This window comes from Saccharopolyspora rectivirgula DSM 43747, assembly GCF_000497205.1.
Lineage (GTDB): Bacteria > Actinomycetota > Actinomycetes > Mycobacteriales > Pseudonocardiaceae > Saccharopolyspora > Saccharopolyspora rectivirgula.
Genome location: NZ_AYJW01000123.1, coordinates 1 through 2,613, shown reverse-complemented (window position 1 = coordinate 2,613; position 2,613 = coordinate 1). Strand labels below are relative to the sequence as shown.

General features: G+C 67.6%; 3 protein-coding genes. 1 reads left to right on the top strand and 2 read right to left on the bottom strand.

The features are described 5' to 3' along the window. Nucleotides 1–121 precede the first annotated feature (121 nt). Nucleotides 122–1,147: a s-methyl-5-thioribose-1-phosphate isomerase gene (locus tag SREC43747_RS0119075; RefSeq protein WP_029722976.1), complete on the top strand. Its 1,026-nt coding sequence runs from the start codon at nucleotides 122–124 to the stop codon at nucleotides 1,145–1,147. Here the strand turns inward: SREC43747_RS0119075 and map are convergent, their stop codons facing one another. Together map and SREC43747_RS0119065 are read right to left on the bottom strand one after the other, a co-directional pair. Then, a complete protein-coding gene (map, locus tag SREC43747_RS0119070; RefSeq protein WP_029722975.1) occupies nucleotides 1,148–1,915 on the bottom strand; it encodes a type I methionyl aminopeptidase in 768 nt (255 codons plus the stop codon). It lies immediately after the preceding gene. Nucleotides 1,916–1,941: 26 nt separating this feature from the next. Next, nucleotides 1,942–2,598, bottom strand: coding sequence for an MSMEG_4193 family putative phosphomutase (locus SREC43747_RS0119065; RefSeq protein ID WP_029722974.1), 657 nt, complete (start codon nucleotides 2,596–2,598; stop codon nucleotides 1,942–1,944). Nucleotides 2,599–2,613 lie beyond the last annotated feature (15 nt).

Here is a 2,613-nt window from a genome sequence, read left to right as displayed (position 1 = left end):
CCCAACCCCACCGTTTTTCAGTCACGTGACGAAATAATTGCGGTTTCCAGAGGCTGCCGACATCCCCGCTTCACTACCCTGATCACCGTCACAACACGAAACCGGCGCCGGTGAGGACACGATGCCGCCTACTTCCCGCTACCCCGACGCACCCACCCTGGCCGACAGCGTCCGGCTCGACGACGACGGAGTGCACATCCTCGACCGTCGGGTGTTCCCCTTCGAACACCGGTGGATCTGCGCCCGCACCGTGGAAGACGTCGCCCGCGCCATCGAAGACATGGTCACCCAGTCCTCCGGGCCGTACTTCGCGGTGCTGTGGGGCATGGTCCTGGCCGCCCGCCAGGCCCGCCACCTGCCCCCCGAAAAAGCCCGCGAACAGCTGCGCCACGCCGCAGATCGGCTCATCGCCACCCGCCCCACCAACGACCAGCCCCGCAAAGCCGTCACCTGGGTCCTCAACGCCGTCGACCACCACCCCGACGACGTCCTGGCCGCCGCCGAACAAGGCGCCCTCGCCGGCGAACGCGACTACCGGCAACGCAGCCAAGAACTCGGCAAAACCGCCGCCCAACTCCTACCGGACCGGGCCTGCGTCCTCACCCACTGCTGGGGAGACCTCTACCTGACCGGCATGGTCGAACAGGCCCTGCAAGCGGGCAAACAACTCTCCTTCATCTGCACCGAAACCCGCCCCTACCTGCAGGGAGCCCGGCTGACCGCTGAAACGCTCGCCGAAATGGGCGTACCCACCACACTGGTCAGCGACGGCATGCCCGCTGCGCTGATGCAAGACGGAAGAATCGACATGCTGGTCACCGCCAGCGACCGCGTCACCATGGACGGCCACGTCATCAACAAAGTCGGCACCCTCCAGCTCGCCGTGGCCGCCCACACCTTCGGCATCCCCTACTACGCGCTCTGCCACGCCCCCGACCCGCACTCCGCCACCGGAAGCGACGTGCCCATCGAATACCGCGACGGCAACGACGTGCTGCACACCCTCGGCCACCGCACCGCCAGCGACCGCGTCACCGGCCTCTACCCGGCTTTCGACGTCACCAGCCCCCAGTTCGTCACCCGCATCGCCACCGACCGCGGAGCCTGGAAACCCGAGCACGTGCACCAGTACTGGGCCCAGCAGTGATCACGGCAAGGTCAACACCTGCGGCCCGTCCTCAGTGATGGCCACCGTGTGCTCCACGTGCACCGCACGGCTGCCATCATCAGCAACCACCTTCCAGCCATCCCCGGCAGTGCTCACCCCGTCATCCCCGCCGGAGATGAACATCGGCTCGATCGCCAACACCAACCCCGGGCGCAGCGGCGTGCCCGTGCCCGCCGGGCCCCGATTGGGCACGAACGGCTTCTCGTGCATCTGCCGACCAATGCCGTGGCCCCCCAACATCCCCGGGATGCCATAGCCCGCACCACGCCCCACCACGCCAATGGCGTGCGACACATCGCCCAGCCGACCACCCGGCACCGCCGCCGCAACACCATCGGCCAGCGCCTGCTCAGCCGTGTCGATCAACACCTTGTCCTGCGCCCGGGGCTCTCCCACGACCAGGCTGATCGCCGCATCACCGCACCAGCCGTCCAACCTTGCCCCGCAATCCACGCTGAGCAAATCCCCGTCCTGCAACCGGCGGCCACTCGGAATCCCGTGCACCACGACCTCGTTCACCGACGTGCACACCACCGCCGGAAACGGCGACGGAGCCCAACTCGGGTGATACCCCAAGAACAGCGGCTCAGCACCCGCCTCGGTGATCACCGCATGCGCCACCTCGTCCAACTCGCGCAGCGACACCCCCACCGCGGCGTGCTCCCGCACCGCCTGCAAAGCACGAGCCACCACCCGACCGGCCTCGCGCATCGCCTCGACCTCGGACTTCGTCTTCAGCTCGATCACACCGCACCCCAGCAACAACCGCGCAACTACCGATCCCCGGTGGAACCGCCCACCACGGCATCGGAACCGGATTCCCGCTTCGGCGGCAACAACCCCGACACGTCCGAACCCGTGTCATTGATCTTCAAAACGAACGGGCGCGTCTCGGTGTACCGCACCACGCTCATCGAACACGGATCCACCACGATGCGCTGGAACGAATCCAGATGCAGCCCCAACGCATCGGCCAACACCGCCTTGATCACATCCCCGTGCGTGCACACCAACCACACCTCGTCATCCCCCAGCCGGCGGTCGTAGTCGCGCACCGCAGCCACCGCCCGCGCCTGCACCTGCGCCAACCCCTCACCGCCCGGGAACACCGCGGCCGACGGATGCTGCTGAACCACCTTCCACAGCGGTTCCTTGGTCAACTCCTCCAGCTTGCGCCCCGTCCACTCCCCGTAATCGACCTCGCAGAACCGATCATCGACCACGGGATCCAAACCGCGCTGCACCACGAAATCCGCCACCGTCTCCCGACAACGCTGCAACGGCGACACCACCACCTGCTGCACCGGAACACCAGCCAGCCGCTGCGCCACCCCAGCAGCTTGCTCCTGCCCCGTGCCGTCCAACCCCACGCCAGGGGAACGCCCCGCCAGCGTGCCGGAACCATTCGCCGCCCACGAACAGGGCCGCAGCTCGGCGAAGAGCGG